Below are 14,884 nucleotides of genomic sequence, written 5' to 3'. Positions count from 1 at the left end.
GTTCCACCCTCGAAATATAGAGATGAAAAACGGTCGGCCCGCCTGCACGCGAAACTAGCCGGACACCGTTAAATAGCGATTAATAATGAACTATAACTATTGATCCGGAGCCTCAATCGACTGCCGGTATGCTTCATCGCGAATATATTCGCCTTGTCTATTTCGGACCGCTTATTTGCCACAGTGCTGATATTTCTGCGCCGGCAACACGATACGGCCTTTCATCGGGGCAGCATTCATTGTTATGCGGGGTTGAAAGATTTGTGTTGCAGGAGCGCCGATGACCAAAACCCTGAAATGCGATGTGCTGGTGATCGGCACCGGCATTATCGGTTCCATGGCGGCGCTTTATCTGCAGAATGCCGGACGCGAGGTGGTGCTGCTGGAGCGCGGCGAGGTTGCCCGGGGCGCGAGTTCCGGCAATGCCGGCATTCTGGCCTTCCCTGAAATCATCCCCATTCCGGCTCCCGGCATCATGAAAAAAGCGCCGCGCTGGCTGTTCGATCCGCTCGGCCCGCTCAGTGTGCCGCCCGCCTATGCGGCGAAGATCGCACCCTGGCTGTGGCGTTTCTGGCGCGCGAGCGCCGAGCGCAACTTTCGCCATGGGCTGAAGTCACTCACCGACATCAACCGGCTGGCTGCCATGGAAATGGCCCATGTTGCGGCGATGCCGGAACTTTCGCATCTCGTTTCGAAAATCGGCACGCTCGATCTTTATGACAGCGAGGCAAGTCTCAATGCTGCCCGCAGGGACTGGGACGAAAAGGAAAGCGCCGGTTTCAACTTTCAGCGCGTCGGCCGCCCCGAAATCGAGGAACTGCAGCCGGGTCTTGCGCCCCAGTTCCGCCATGCCATGTTTTCGCCGGATGGCCTGCAGGTCTCCGACCCTTACGATTTCACCCGCGCCATTTTCGATCTGGTAATCGCCCGCGGCGCCAGCCTGCGCAAAGGCGAGGCCGAACGCATCGACGCCGTCGGCGAAAGTACGATCGTGACGCTGGAAAATGGCGACAAGATCGATGCCGACAAAGTGGTGATCGCCTGCGGCGCCTGGTCGAGAAAACTTGCCGCGACGCTTGGCAACATCGTACCGCTGGAAACCGAACGTGGTTACAACACCACGCTTTCCCCCGAGGCTTTCAACCTGACGCGCCAGCTTTATTTCAACGACCATGGCTTCGTCGTCACTCCGCTATCGACGGGCATCCGCATTGGCGGCGCGGTCGAACTCGGCGGGCTGGAATTGAAGCCGAATTTCCGCCGTGCGGAAGCCATGCTGAAGAAAGCAGGACGTTTCCTGCCCGGGCTCAAACTGGAAGGTGGAAAACAATGGATGGGGTTCCGCCCGTCCATGCCGGACTGTCTTCCCGTCATCGGCACGGCACGCGCCACGCCGTCCGTCATCTATGCCTTCGGCCATGGCCATCTGGGACTGACACAATCAGCAGCAACCGCCCGTCTGGTGACGCAACTTGCCAGCGGCGAGGAGACGGAAATCTCGGCCGATCCTTTCCGTCCGGGACGTTTTTCCTGAGTTCAGGAAGACGGAGCTATTTCACCGGCTGCATGGAACCGTTGGGAAACACCACCTCGGCGAAGGACGGATAGACCTTGCGCAGGATCGTGACCTGCTGCTGGTCGCTCACCCGCAGCAAATACCAGTCCGCACCGTCCATCAGCGCCAGCGTGTGGGATTTCGCCTCGATCGTCTGGCCGCCGGTTTCCATCACCGTCCTGGTCGGAATGAGCGCATAGGGCGTTCCATCAGCGGTTTGCGCAAGGCTGATCGCCTGCGTATCCATGGTGAACTCGGTTATTTTGACCGCCGCGAGCGCCATCTGCATCTGCGCGGTCAAAGCGCCACGCAATTGCTCCACGGTAATACCCGCTTCGCCTGCGATGAATTCAAAGACTTTCGGCGGCACCGTCCTGCCGACGACATCGAAATCCTTTGTGCTCAAAGCCGTCTGAAATCGCTCTATCTGCGTGCGAAGGCTATCCTGCTCGGCAGGTGAGAGATCGCGTGGCAAAGCGGGATGCGCTATCGCCACCAGTAGAAACAGACAATATAACAGACGCTTCATGGCTTGGCCTTTCCGGTTATCCGGCATCGCCCGGTCCCCGCAACGGGAACCGCTCATGAACGGGATTGTTCAGCGCAGCAAAAAGAAACCCGCAGCCGACAGCACGACGAAGACGACCAGGCCACCAAGGAAGCCGGCGGTGGTGAAGAAACCCGCGACCATGGCCAGCATCAGCACGCACAGCATCATGGTGCCGTACTTCGTCAAGGCCAGAAAACCGTTATAGGTCTTTTCGTGCTCGGCATAGTTCATCTCGGCGCCGACTTCGACAGGACCCGTGTGGTGTTCGCTCATTCCGCTTCCCCTTGTGCTCCATCCGTCATGCCCGTTGTGCGGGAAAATCTGCCCGCGAACGATCGCGGGCCCATGCCGGATTCTCCGTAGCCAGAGGTAACATGAAGTCGCCGAAAAGCGCAATGCGTTCTCCGCGAAAGTACGGCAACGGCATGCATCGCGGCCGCTCAACCGGGCAAAACATGTCATAGGGCAACATTCTTTCGCAAACCGTTGAAAAGGGCGGTCCGCCAAGCCGTTTCATGGTGGTTTTGGTTGCTTTTCGAACCGCCTGACCATACACGGGATTCTGTGGGGAGGAACTCTGGAACCTGTGGCAGCGGAAGCACGTGGAGGTGTGGCCGCAGCAGGGGGGCCGGGCTTTGCTCTCCGCCATAAACCCGCAAAGGGCCCGAAAAGGGAAGAGGGGAAAGTTATGAAATCGCTTTTAAAACTAAGTGCGCTGATAGACCTTGCAAGCGAGGCTCTGGGCAAGGTTGCCGGTTATCTCGTGCTCATCTGCTGCCTCGTCAGCGCCGGCAATGCCATGGTCCGTTATGCCTTCAATTATAGTTCGAACGGCTGGCTGGAAATCCAGTGGTACATGTTCGCTTTCATCGTGCTGATCGGCGCATCCTACACGCTGCGCATGAACGAACATGTGCGCGTCGACATCATCTACGGCTCGATCTCAGCACGCAGCCGCATCTGGGTGGACATTATCGGCATCGTGCTGTTCCTGCTGCCCGGCTGCTTTTACCTCGCCTGGCTTTCCTGGCCCATGTTCACGCTATCCTGGCATCAGAGCGAAATGTCCTCCAATGCCGGCGGCCTCATCCGCTGGCCGGTGAAATTCATCATCTTTTCCGGTTTCGCCCTTCTGGTTCTTCAGGGTTTTTCCGAACTCATCAAGCGCATAGGCGCCCTTAACGGGCTTTATGCGCTCGATACGAAGTACGAAAAACCGCTGCAATGATCGCACCGATCTGAACCTTCAGGATATTTCCCATGTTCGAATATGGTATTCTTCCGCCACTGATGTTCCTCGGCATGATCATCTTCATGCTTTACGGATTTCCGGTTGCTTTCTCGCTCGCCACCGTCGGTCTTGTTTTCGGTGTCATCGGCATCTTCACGGAGCATTTTTCACCGGCCTTTCTTCAGGCCCTGCCGCTGCGCATCTTCGGCATCGTCTCGAACGACCTTCTGCTGGCCATCCCCTTCTTCACCTTCATGGGCGCGATCCTCGAGCGATGCGGGCTTGCGGAGGATCTGCTTGAAGGGACGGGCAAACTGTTCGGCGCCATTCCCGGCGGCCTCGCTTACGCCGTCATCATCGTCGGCGCGATCCTTGGCGCGATTACCGGCACGGTTGCCGCCTCGGTCATCACCATGGGTGTCATCTCGCTGCCGATCATGCTGAAATATGGCTACAACCCGAGACTTGCCACCGGCGTCATCGCCGCATCGGGAACGATCACGCAGGTTATCCCGCCTTCGCTGGTGTTGATCGTGCTTGCCGACCAGCTCGGCAAATCCGTGGGCGACATGTATCTGGGCGCCATCGGCCCCTCGATCCTGCAGGTCGCCATCTTCATGCTCTTCATCCTGTTCATGTCGGTCGTGCGGCCGAAGGACCTGCCGGCGCTGCCGCCGGAAGCGCGGGGAGAACTCAACCGGGCGCTGGTGTTCCGCGTGCTGGCAGGCATGATCCCCTCCATCGTGCTGATCTTCCTCGTGCTCGGCACCATCTTCCTCGGCCTCGCAACGCCCACCGAAGCCGGTGCGCTCGGGGTCGTGGGCGCCATGGCGCTGGCCGCCGCGCACCGCCGCCTCACCTGGGATCTCATCAAGCAGGGCATGCATTCCACCATGCATATCACCTCCATGGTGGTGTTCATTCTGGTCGGCGCCACCTGCTTCTCCCTCGTCTTTCAGGGCATGGATGGTTCGCTCTGGATCGAGCATATGCTGTCGGGCATTCCGGGCGGCCCCATCGGCTTCCTGATCTTCGTCAACATCTTCATCTTCTTCCTCGCCTTCTTCCTCGATTTCTTCGAGATTGCCTTCATCGTCATCCCGATGCTCGCGCCGATCGCCCAGTCGCTCGGCATCGACCTGATCTGGTTCGGCGTGCTGATCTGCATCAACATGCAGACGAGCTTCATGCACCCACCCTTCGGATTTGCGCTGTTCTACCTGCGCTCCATCGCGCCGCGCACGGTCAAGACATCGGACATCTACATGGGCGCGATTCCCTGGCTCGGCATGCAGCTCATCCTCGTCGCCATCGTGATCTTCTGGCCGGAATCCGTCACCTACTGGCTGGACAAGGCGCCCGAGGTCGATCTGAATTCCATCAAGATCGAAGTGCCCGCCTTCGGCAATCAGAGCGGCAACACCATGCCCAATTTCAGCCAGCCGGGTGGATTGCCGGGCATGCCGAATCTTGGCGAGCCACCGAAGATCGGGCCTTGATCGGCGTCTTGTAAGGACTGGGCGAAAAGCTTATGATCGCGGAGTGGAAGACAGGGTTGCGCCCCTGCCTTCCGTTTATTCTCTTTAGAAATGGAACCGGACAGTCACTGACCAGCCTGTCCGGTTTTTTCTAATGACGAATGCAATGCTCAGCGTTTTCCACATCGCATCACCTCCACAGTTGAGAGCAAGGCCTTTGCCGAGGTCGGCGTGGCCAATCCTCGCCGACACTCCGGCTGGTCCCGGAGCCTACTGCTTTTGCCCACAACGGAATTGATCGTAAATCATCCTTTGTTGTCGGATGCGTGAAGGCATGCGCCCACAACAAAAACCCCGGAGACCGAAATCCCCAGGGCCTTTGCTCGGTCCGCCGTCACCGAATAATCAGAGCTTGCCGTTACGCTGCTGGATCATCATGAAAGTATCGAACGTGTATTCCGCAAGCTGCATCCACAGATAACCTTCGCGCTTGAAGGCGACCTGATCTTCGTAAATCTTCTTGAAGTCCGGATTGGAGGCCGAAATATTGGCATAGACTTCCAGCGCGGCCTTGTAGCAGGCCTCGAGGATTTCCTGGCTGAACGGCCTGAGCACCGCACCTTCAGAGACGAGCTGCTTGATGGCGATCGGGTTTTTCGCGTCGTATTTCGCCATCATGCTGGTGTTGGCGAAGGCGCAGGCGTCCTGCAGCGCCGTCTGGTAGTTTTTCGGCAGGCTGTTCCACTTGTCCAGATTAACGAAGGAATGGATGACCGGGCCACCTTCCCAGAAAGCGGGATAATAGTAATATTTCGCCACCTTCTGGAAACCGAGCTTGTGGTCGTCATAAGGGCCGACCCATTCCGCCGCGTCGATGGTGCCTTTTTCCAGCGCCGGATAGATATCGCCGCCGGCGATCTGCTGCGGCACCACGCCGAGCTTTTCCACCACCTTGCCGGCAAGACCAGCGATGCGCATCTTCACGCCCTTGAAATCGTCAACGGTGTTGATTTCCTTGCGGAACCAGCCGCCCATCTGCGCGCCGGTATTACCCGAAATCATGCCGTAGAGATTGTGCTTGGCGTAAAACTCGTTGAGCAGCTTGTTGCCGTTGCCTTCATAGAACCATGAATTGGTCAGGCGGGCATTGAGGCCGAAAGGTATTGCCGTGCCGATGGCGAAGGTCGGATCCTTGCCGACGTAATAATAGGAGCAGGTGTGGCACATTTCCACCGTGCCGGACGATACGGCATCGGCTGCCTGCAGGCCGGGCACGATTTCACCGGCGGCAAAGGGCTGGATGGTGAAATTGCCGTCGGTTGCGGCGGCGACATGCTTGGCAATATCTTCCGCGCCGCCATAGATCGTGTCGAGCGATTTCGGAAACGACGACGTCAGGCGCCAGTTGATCTTGGTATTCTGCTGTGCAATGGCGGGCGCGGCCAGCGCTGCCGTGGCAGCTCCCGCAAGCGCACCTTTTTTCATAAAGGAACGGCGATCCATCTATATCCTCCCAGATATGAACGCTGCCCGCAGCTTTGAATTCCCCTCGTTGCTGTTCAGGCATCGGAGCAAAGTAAGCACGGTTACGGCCCGGCTGACAAGCACCCGCACCAAGAATTAATCGCGGAAAAACCGGCCTTTTCGGGAATTTTTGGAAACTCTGCTTCGTATTTTATTTTCAACTGAAATATACCGGCATCGCCTTATACTTTAGGTGCATAAACGATCGTCAGAACGCAAAACGCGTGCTTGACTTGGCCAGCCGGCAGTCGCACAAATTTCGAAGATTCGTCCCGGAGCCACCATGCCAAAACCCATTATCGCCGTCCCTGCCGACATCCGGCATTTCACCGGTGCCGACTGGCACGCGGCGCAAAACCAATATGTTTCCGCCGCGCTGAAAGTGGCTGGTGTCATGTCCTTCATTGTTCCGGCCTTCGAGGACGGGAACGAGGTAGACGCCATTCTCGACCGGGTGGACGGTCTGCTCGTGTCCGGCTCCGCCACCAATGTCCATCCTGCCCTTTACGGAAAAGAGGCGCAGGAAAGTGACGGCCCGTTCGATCAGGCCCGCGACGCCACCAGCCTGCCGCTCATCCGCCGCGCCATCGAACGCGGCATCCCGATGCTGGCCATCTGCCGCGGCATTCAGGAGCTGAACGTCGCGCTGGGCGGCACGCTTGCGTCCGAAATTCAGGAGCAGCCCGGCATATGGGACCATCGCAAGCCGGAACATGACGACCGCGACGTGTCCTTCGCCATTCGCCAGCCGGTGCATGTGCGCGAAGGCTCCTGCATCGCGCAGCATCTCGGCATGTCGGGCGAAATCCAGATCAATTCGCTGCACCGGCAGGCAATCGCCGAAACCGCGCCACGCCTGCAGGTGGAGGCGACGGCGGCGGACGGCACTATCGAGGCCGTTTCTGTCATCGACGCCAAGGGATTTGCCGTCGGCGTGCAATGGCATCCGGAATATTGGGCTGAGACGGACGCGCCGTCGCGCGCTTTGTTCGAGGCCTTCGGCAAGGCTGTCCACGACTATCGGAACAGCAAGGCATGAACCTTAGCTGATCCCCCCTCGGCTCACAGGAACACAAAAAAGGGGCAAGCCTGAAGGCCTGCCCCAAGTCTGGGAGGAGGATTTAGCGCTTTGCGCGTTTCTTCTGTCGGTAGACGTCGGCAACGACCGCGGCCACGATGATCAGGCCCTTGACGATTTCCTGGTAATAGGCGTCCACCCGGAGGAAGGTGAAGCCCGACGTCATCACGCCGAGGATGATGGTGCCGATCACCGTTCCAGTGATGCGGCCGGCACCGCCGGCAAGCGACGTGCCGCCGATGACGGCTGCGGCAATGGCGTCGAGTTCATACATCACGCCCATTCCGGCCTGCGCCGTCTGGGCGCGGGCGGCGGTGACAACACCGGCGAGACCGGCGAGCAGGCCAGCGATGGCATAGACCTTGATCAGATGCGCCTCGATATTGATACCGGACACGCGTGCCGCCTGCTGGTTGGCGCCGATGGCGTAGGTGAACTTGCCGTAGCGGGTATAACGCAGCGCCACGTGGAAGATGACGGCGACGACGAGGAACACCACGACCGGCCAGATGCCCGTGCCGATGAAGTTGAAACCGTCCGTCAGGCCGGAGATCGGCTGACCCTTCGTATACCACTTGGAAAGACCACGCGCTGTCACCATCATGCCAAGCGTTGCGATGAAGGGCGGAATTTTGGTGCGGGCGATGAGTTGCCCGTTGATGAAGCCCGCAAGGGCGCCAGCCAATATGCCGACGGCCAGCGGGATGAAGAAGGGCAGATCGGTCAACCCCGGATAAAGCGCCCGCGGCCATGTGGACGATTGCGCCACGCTGGCGGACAGCATCGCCGTCAGGCCGACGACGGAACCGGAAGAGAGATCGATACCGCCGGTGATGATGACCTGCGTCACGCCGACAGCGATGATGCCGATGACGGAAACCTGCAGGATCATGATCGTCAGGCGCTGCTGGTTCATCAGGAAGCTCTGGCCGATGAAAATCCAGCCGAGAATTTCATAAACCAGCGCGATGCCGATCAGCACGAAAAAGATATTGGCCTCCGGCGGGATGCGCCGGTGCGGCTTGCGTCCGGATTTTGCGTCCAACTCTGTGTTGGCGGCGGCGTTCGTATTCATAATCATTCCTCCTCGAGAAATCCCGGCGCGCCTCACCGCGATGCGAGATCCATCACTTTAACCTGCGTGGCTTCACTTCTATCAAGGAAGCCCGTCACCCGACCTTCATGCATGACCATGACACGGTCGCTCATACCCAGAACCTCCGGCATTTCGGAGGAAATCATGATGACGGCGACGCCCTGGCGCGCCATCTCGCAAACCAGCTTGTGAATTTCCGCCTTGGCCCCGACATCGATGCCGCGTGTCGGCTCATCCAGAATGAGAATACGCGGCCTGGTCAGCATCCAGCGGCCGATCAGCACCTTTTGCTGATTGCCGCCAGACAGGTTCTCGATGCGCTCGTAAAGATGCGGCGTCTTGACCCGGAGCTTGCGGCACATCTCCTCGCAGGCATCCGACAGCGCATTTTCCTGCACGAAGCCATTGGCGACATATTTGTCCTGCAGGACGGCGATCTGCATGTTCTCCAGAATGTTCAGGATCAGCAGGCATCCCGTATCCTTGCGATCCTCCGTCAGGAACGCCATGCGGTGACTGATGGCCTTCGTCGGACTGTCGATCGATACCGGCTTGCCGTCGATTGCAATCGTGCCCGAGGATGCGGGCGTTACACCGAACACCGTCTCCGCCACATTGGAGCGGCCCGATCCGACGAGGCCCGCAACGCCGAGAATTTCACCGGCGCGCACCTCGAAGGAAATGTCATGGAAAACGCCGTCGAGCGTGAGATTCTTGACCGAAAGCACCACATCGCCGATCGGAACCTCTTCCTTTGGGAACATCTGGGTGATTTCACGACCCACCATCATGCGGATGATGTCGTCACGTGTCACATCGGTCGAGGCGTGGGTGCCGATATATTTGCCGTCGCGAAAAACCGAAAATTCATCGGCTATCTCGAACAGCTCGTTCATCTTGTGGGTGATGTAGACAATACCGATACCGCGTTCCCGAAGATCGCGGATGATACGGAAGAGATGCTCGACCTCGCGCTCCGTCAGCGCAGATGTCGGCTCATCCATGATGAGAACGTCAGAATCATAGGAAACCGCCTTGGCGATCTCGACCATCTGGCGACTTGCCACCGAAAGCTCGCCGACGCGGGTTTCCGGGTCGAGATCGATGCCGAGCCTTTCCAGCAGCGTTTCGGTGCGGCGATACATTTCGCCATGGTCGATGAGGCCCAGCCGGTTCTTCGGCTCGCGGCGTATCCAGATGTTTTCCGCCACGGTCATATAGGCCATCAGGTTCAGTTCCTGATGGATCATGGCAATGCCGTTTTCCAGCGCATCGAGCGGGGAATCGAGACGTATGTCGGCGCCTTTCAAGCGAATTTCGCCACTGTCCGGCTGGTAGATGCCGGCCAGGATCTTCATCAGCGTCGATTTTCCGGCGCCGTTCTCGCCCATCAGCGCATGCACGGTGCCGCGCTTCAGCTTGAACTGCACATCATCAAGCGCCACGACGCCGGGAAATTCCTTGCGTATGCCTTCCGCCGCGAGAAGATACTCCGCATTCGGCACGGCTCCGCTGGCGCGCACGGCGGCCATTGTCGATGGACTGACGACCATCTCATCCTCCACAATAGACAAAAATGACCGGAAACAGGCTTTGCCAGACGGCGCACCTTGCCTCCGGGGAGGCTTGCAGCGCCATGTCGACCACGACATGAAAGGCGCTGCAACACTTTGAATTCACTGAAATTCAATCTTAATTCGCTCGCGCACCGAAGCTTGTCTTCGGCGCCGTCGGAAACCGGCATCTGCCTCCAATATCAATCTGAACGGGCGCAGATGCCGGAAGGCGGCCGTTAGTTCTTGGCCACGTAGTCCTTGACGTTTTCAGGCGTGACGAGCTGGAAAGGAATGTAGACCTTCTTCTCCACCTTGTCGCCCTTGACGAGCTTCAGCGCAGCATCGAGAGCGCCCTTGCCCTGCCCTGCCGCATCCTGGAACACCGTCACATCCAGATCGCCCGCCTGCATCGCGGCAAGGGCGTCCTGCGTGGCGTCAACGCCGGCGACGACATAGCTTTTCATGTCCTTGCCTGCGGCCTTCAGGGCCTGGATCGCGCCAATCGCCATTTCATCGTTGTTGGCGATGACGGCATTGAATTCGATACCGCTGGAAAGCCAGTTGGTCACGAGGTCGGAACCCTGCGTGCGCTGCCAGTTCGCGGTCTGCTCTTCAACAACCGAAATGCCCTTGCATTCGTCGGTCTTCAGAACGTCCTTGGCAGACTGCGTGCGCATGCGTGCCGCCTGGTTGGAAAGCTCACCCATCATGATGACCGCATTGCCCTTGCCACCGAGAAGGCGGCAAACTTCTTTCGCTTCAAGCGTGCCGGCAACCGTCTCGTCGGAGGCGACGAATGCCTGGCCGTCCGGCAGGCTATCGACGTTCACAGGCTGGCGGTTGACATAAACCAGCGGAATCTTGGCGTCGGCGGCGAGCTTCGACATGGCCGCCGTCGCATCCGTATCAACCGGGTTGACGATGATCGCATCGACCTTGGACGCGATGAAATTCTGAATCTGGCTCTGCTGCTTGGCAACGTCGTTCTGGGCGTCCTCGACCTGCAGGGTCACGCCCTTCAGTTCCTTGGAATAATCCTGCATGCCGTTGCGCAGCACGGTCAGGAAGTTGTCGTCGAACAGCGCCATCGAGACGCCTACGGTCTCCGCATGCGCCGCCGTGCCCAGAAGCACAGACATGGCTGCGCCGATGATAAATTTCTTCATTGTTTTCTCCTCCTCGGTGTCCGGCGCCACCTCTCCCAGCCGGAGGCGAACCCGAAAGCCCGCCGCTACCTCCTCACAACCAGAAAACGGAATAATGAAACCGATTTTCCGACTGTTCGATATATTTATTCCATTTTTGGTCCGAACGTCAATGCTTTCTTCGCGGCAGGGCGGTGAAGCCGCACACAAGGCGGTGATTAGGGAGGATTTCAGGAGGAAGGAGTTCCGGGGCGGATTGCCGGGAACCGCGCCGAAGCTTTTTCAACGTTGCCCCCACCCATCCGGCGAGGATCGATAAACCGTTGAAATCATGGATCCTCGGGGTCGAAACCGAGGATCACGAAGAATATGGCGGAAGGTCCGTTTCCAATGCCGGACCCGCAGACCCTGCCATTGGCAAGGCCATCGGCGGGCCACATCTTTTCGCTTACCGCGCCCATGTGAGGAACCATTCCACCGGCGAAAATACGCAATAGGGAACGGGTTCAGCAGAATGGGCGTGTTGGTGCGCCACGTTCTATCGATGAGAACCGGGCATGACATCGGCGGGAATCGGGCAGACATATTTGCTGCCCTCGGTCTTTTCCTGCCATTCCCTTTTGGCATTGGCGAGCAGTTCCGGCGAGGTCATAAGCGCAACGCCGGTCGATGCAAGTGCTTTGGCGGCATGCGCCATGGCCTTGTGCGCGGCGGGGCTTTTGCCCTGCGCCACCACCTGCCAGGTATGCGGATTGGTTCCGATCGCCCAGGCTGGCGTCCAGCACTGTGCGGTTGGCGTCACCCAGCTGACGTCGCCGACATCGGTGGAACCCGCCCGAAAATGCGACTGGCCCTCGAAATCACGTAGGCCGAGATGCAGGGGCGTCGAACCATCGATCTTCCGGTTGGAAAAAACATCGCCCTTTATCTGGTAGAGCCGAATGCTGCTTTTGATCGCCTCGTCGGTGAAAGTATCCTGAATGCTCTTTGCGAAAACAATATCCGCTTCGTCGAAGGCGATGGGGCCGAGCGCCACCATGTTTTCATGCATCGCCGTTTCCAGCGTGATGTTAGGCAGAAGATTGGTGGAGGCGGTATCGAAGACGATCTCAACCTCGGTCTCGGTCATCATCGCCGCGCCGCGCGCCACCTTGTCCACCCGTGCAGCAAGATCGAGCGCCTGGCGCATTTCCGGGGCGCGGATCAGGTAAAGCACTTCGGCCTTGGCCTGCACAACATTCGCCGCCTTGCCGCCGGTATCGGTGATCGCATAATGCACCCGGCAATCCTGCGGCATGTGTTCGCGCAGGAAATTGACGCCGACATTCATGAGTTCGACGGCATCAAGCGCCGAGCGGCCGAGATGGGCGGCGTTGGAGGCATGGGCCGCAACACCCTTGAAACGGTAGAAATATTCCAGCACGGCAAGATTATTGGTGGAACGCACGCCGTTGAACGGGGCCGGATGCCAGGTCAGCGCCGCGTCGACATCATCAAACAGGCCAGCGCGCACCATGAAGGTCTTGCCGGAACCGCCCTCCTCACCGGGGCAACCGTAATAACGCACGGTGCCAGGCAGATTATTGGCTTTCAGATGCCGGGCAAGCGCGATGGCCCCCATCAGCGAGCCGACGCCGAGGAGGTTATGGCCGCAGCCATGGCCAGTGGCGTCCGCCTCGCGCGGCTGCACCTGCGCCACATCGGCCACTTGGCTCATGCCGGCAAGCGCATCGAATTCGCCGAGGAAGGCAATGACTGGCTTGCCGCTGCCAAATTCGCCGATGAACGCCGTTTCCATGCCTGCCACGCCGCGGCGAACCGCAAAGCCGTTTTCCTCAAGCGCGGCGGCCAAAACGCCAGCGGATTGCCGTTCTTCGAATTTAAGCTCGGCAAAATCCCAGATGCTGTCGCTCAAGGTGGTGAAGTCGGGCTTCATGGCCTCGACTTCGGCGGCAATCGACATCACGGCATCACGGTTCATGGCTTGTCCTCGCATTTCCGCCCTTTACGGGCACGCGCAAGCGCTTCGGCGGATGCACCGCCAAATCCTTGCACCCTATAATGGAAAGCCCGCGCCGGGGTCCGCCTCCGGCGCGGGCAACAGTGGATCAGTTGTCGACCGAGACTTCCCAGAGGCGGGCGTTCGACTGCCAGACCGGCTGGCCCTTGAGCTTCTTCGTGGCACCCCAGACATCGACCATGTCGTAGAGGAAGATGCCCGGCATTTCCTTCAGCATCAGTTCATGGAACTCGTCGAAAATCTTCTGGCGCTTCGTCTGGTCGGCCTCGACATAGGCCGCCTTCATCAGCTCTATCGCCTTCGGATCGTCCCACATCAGCGAGGCGTTCTTGTCCTTGTTGCCGACATAGAAGGCATACATCAGCGCCGGGTCGAGACGCGGGGCGACCGACTGCGAGATCACCTGATAATTGCCGGAGCGACGGCGATCGACTTGCGTGGCATAATCCAGCACCTCGATCTGCACGTTGAGACCCGCCTGCTGCATCATGGCCTGCGCCATGACGGCGGCCGGGAAGCTCGGCACGTTGCCACGCTTGTTGGCGATGATGGAGATCGGCTCGCCCTTGTAACCGGCGGCCTCGAGTTCCTTCTTCGCGGCCTCGATGTCATAGGCCGGGCGCTTTTTCTGGGTCTCGTCGAAATAGACCGAGTCCTGCGAGACCATCGAACCGTTGGCTTCACCCGTGCCGTTCGATGCGGCGGCAACCAGTTCATCGAGATCGAGCGCCATCGCCATGGCGCGGCGCACGCCTGGATTGCTCAGAACCTTGTCGCGGGTCTGGATGTAGAACAGGTTCTTGCCGTTGTTGCGGGCAACGATGAGCTGCATCTTGTCATTGGTCTTGAATTCCGGAATGAGATCGGGAGAAATCTCGGCCGTATCGAGCACGCCGGATTCAAGGCCCGCCTTCACCGTCGAAGCATCTGGAATGACCATGAATTTGATGCCGTCGGCCAGCGGCCGCTTGGAGCCAACCATGCCATCAGGCTTACCGTCATTTGCCGGCGAAACATAATCGGCAAATTTGGCGAGGCGGATATATTCGCCTTTCTTCCACTCGTCCCACTGGAACGGACCGGTGCCGATCGGCTTGACGAAGCTGCCATCGGCAGCAACCGATTCCGGTGAGATCATACCGGTATAACCGCATTCCGGCCGCGACATCAGGCCGAGGAAAACGGCGGAGGGTTTTTCAAGCGTGATCTCGACCGTGGATGCATCCGTGGCCTTGACGCCGGTGACGTGCGCTGCCCCGCCTTCCGCGAAATCGTTGAGGCAGGTCCATTTGGTTTCCGGCTTCAGATAACGTGTCCAGTTCCAGGCAACATCCTCTGCGGTGAGCGGCTTGCCATTGTGGAATTTCACGTCCTTGCGCAGCTTGAACGTATAGGTCAGGCCGTCAGCCGCAACCTCGACGCTTTCGGCGAGAAGCGGCTTCACCTCTCCGGCATTGTTATAACCGACGAGGCCTTCGACGATGTGCAGGATAACCCCGTCCGTATTGCCGTCGCGGTTCACGCCGGGATTGTTGCTGCGCAGATCCGAGCTCTGCGCGATGGTGATGTCGCGGGCCGCCGCGATGTTGGCCGTTACCAGCAGGGCAACGCCTGCGAGAAGAAGTTTTTTCACTGTTCTACCCTCTTTGTT

The 14,884-nt window shown here is 58.9% G+C and carries 13 protein-coding genes; 4 read left to right on the top strand and 9 right to left on the bottom strand.

Translation table 11 applies throughout. The features are described from left to right. Positions 1 to 280: 280 nt before the first annotated feature. The gene (locus tag ACIK7D_RS12890) at positions 281 to 1,534 is read left to right on the top strand and encodes an NAD(P)/FAD-dependent oxidoreductase (protein WP_400156491.1); all 1,254 of its coding nucleotides are present in this window, start codon (positions 281 to 283) and stop codon (positions 1,532 to 1,534) included. Between the two features lie 16 nt (positions 1,535 to 1,550). On the opposite strand, the gene ACIK7D_RS12885 is transcribed toward ACIK7D_RS12890, so the two are convergent. Both ACIK7D_RS12885 and ACIK7D_RS12880 read right to left on the bottom strand, forming a co-directional pair. Next, positions 1,551 to 2,084, bottom strand: coding sequence for a hypothetical protein (locus ACIK7D_RS12885; RefSeq protein ID WP_400156490.1), 534 nt, complete (start codon positions 2,082 to 2,084; stop codon positions 1,551 to 1,553). 69 nt (positions 2,085 to 2,153) lie between these two features. Further along, complete coding sequence (locus ACIK7D_RS12880) at positions 2,154 to 2,378, bottom strand: aa3-type cytochrome c oxidase subunit IV (RefSeq protein WP_003524572.1); 225 nt, start codon at positions 2,376 to 2,378, stop codon at positions 2,154 to 2,156. 415 nt (positions 2,379 to 2,793) lie between these two features. Between ACIK7D_RS12880 and ACIK7D_RS12875 the strand changes: the two genes are divergently transcribed. Both ACIK7D_RS12875 and ACIK7D_RS12870 read left to right on the top strand, forming a co-directional pair. After that, on the top strand, positions 2,794 to 3,333 hold the full coding sequence (locus ACIK7D_RS12875) for a TRAP transporter small permease subunit (protein WP_080819169.1): 540 nt from the start codon (positions 2,794 to 2,796) through the stop codon (positions 3,331 to 3,333). A gap of 32 nt (positions 3,334 to 3,365) precedes the next feature. Further along, positions 3,366 to 4,835, top strand: a complete 1,470-nt coding sequence (locus tag ACIK7D_RS12870; protein ID WP_127755786.1) for a TRAP transporter large permease subunit — start codon at positions 3,366 to 3,368, stop codon at positions 4,833 to 4,835. A gap of 384 nt (positions 4,836 to 5,219) precedes the next feature. On the opposite strand, the gene ACIK7D_RS12865 is transcribed toward ACIK7D_RS12870, so the two are convergent. Beyond that, entirely contained in the window at positions 5,220 to 6,317 is a 1,098-nt protein-coding gene (locus tag ACIK7D_RS12865; protein ID WP_003510333.1) for a TRAP transporter substrate-binding protein, read from the bottom strand. A 304-nt stretch (positions 6,318 to 6,621) separates the two neighbouring features. Between ACIK7D_RS12865 and ACIK7D_RS12860 the strand changes: the two genes are divergently transcribed. Further along, positions 6,622 to 7,377: a gamma-glutamyl-gamma-aminobutyrate hydrolase family protein gene (locus tag ACIK7D_RS12860; RefSeq protein WP_269313470.1), complete on the top strand. Its 756-nt coding sequence runs from the start codon at positions 6,622 to 6,624 to the stop codon at positions 7,375 to 7,377. An 82-nt stretch (positions 7,378 to 7,459) separates the two neighbouring features. On the opposite strand, the gene ACIK7D_RS12855 is transcribed toward ACIK7D_RS12860, so the two are convergent. The 6 genes from ACIK7D_RS12855 to ACIK7D_RS12830 form a co-directional block, all read right to left on the bottom strand. After that, entirely contained in the window at positions 7,460 to 8,491 is a 1,032-nt protein-coding gene (locus ACIK7D_RS12855; protein ID WP_003524582.1) for an ABC transporter permease, read from the bottom strand. 32 nt (positions 8,492 to 8,523) lie between these two features. Next, positions 8,524 to 10,065, bottom strand: coding sequence for a sugar ABC transporter ATP-binding protein (locus ACIK7D_RS12850; protein ID WP_400156489.1), 1,542 nt, complete (start codon positions 10,063 to 10,065; stop codon positions 8,524 to 8,526). Between the two features lie 239 nt (positions 10,066 to 10,304). Beyond that, complete coding sequence (locus ACIK7D_RS12845) at positions 10,305 to 11,234, bottom strand: sugar ABC transporter substrate-binding protein (protein ID WP_003524584.1); 930 nt, start codon at positions 11,232 to 11,234, stop codon at positions 10,305 to 10,307. A gap of 308 nt (positions 11,235 to 11,542) precedes the next feature. After that, positions 11,543 to 11,674, bottom strand: coding sequence for a hypothetical protein (locus ACIK7D_RS12840; protein WP_286170503.1), 132 nt, complete (start codon positions 11,672 to 11,674; stop codon positions 11,543 to 11,545). Between the two features lie 77 nt (positions 11,675 to 11,751). Next, complete coding sequence (locus ACIK7D_RS12835) at positions 11,752 to 13,194, bottom strand: M20 family metallopeptidase (protein ID WP_400156488.1); 1,443 nt, start codon at positions 13,192 to 13,194, stop codon at positions 11,752 to 11,754. A 127-nt stretch (positions 13,195 to 13,321) separates the two neighbouring features. After that, positions 13,322 to 14,866, bottom strand: a complete 1,545-nt coding sequence (locus ACIK7D_RS12830; RefSeq protein WP_162936834.1) for an ABC transporter substrate-binding protein — start codon at positions 14,864 to 14,866, stop codon at positions 13,322 to 13,324. Positions 14,867 to 14,884 lie beyond the last annotated feature (18 nt).

Source organism: Agrobacterium sp. P15N1-A, from assembly GCF_044626815.1.
GTDB classification, from domain to species: Bacteria; Pseudomonadota; Alphaproteobacteria; order Rhizobiales; family Rhizobiaceae; genus Agrobacterium; species Agrobacterium leguminum.
The sequence above is the reverse complement of the archived record's forward strand: the minus strand, read 5'-3'. Positions and strand labels throughout refer to the sequence as shown.